General features: G+C 64.3%; 1 pseudogene. It reads left to right on the top strand.

Annotated features, from left to right (window positions below):
• Nucleotides 1–55: 55 nt before the first annotated feature.
• Nucleotides 56–235 (top strand): annotated as a pseudogene (locus KJQ96_RS39575) (thiamine pyrophosphate-requiring protein); the annotation flags it as partial.

The raw sequence follows: 235 nt of genomic DNA on the forward strand, positions 1-235 counted from the left end.
TGCGGTTGCACACGGCTTTACACGCTCGGGTGTCGGATATCGCCGGCCGAAGATCATGCCTGACGATGCCGAACTCGCCCAGGCCGCGGAAATCCTCAATGCCGGGACCAAGGTTGCGATATTGATCGGCGCAGGCGCGCGTGGCACGGCCCCTCAATTGATCGAGCTGGCGGACCGTCTCGGCGCAGGCGTTGCAAAGGCGCTGCTCGGCAAGGACGTGCTGCCCGACGATTTG

This window comes from Bradyrhizobium sp. sGM-13 (genome assembly GCF_018398875.1).
Lineage (GTDB): Bacteria > Pseudomonadota > Alphaproteobacteria > Rhizobiales > Xanthobacteraceae > Bradyrhizobium.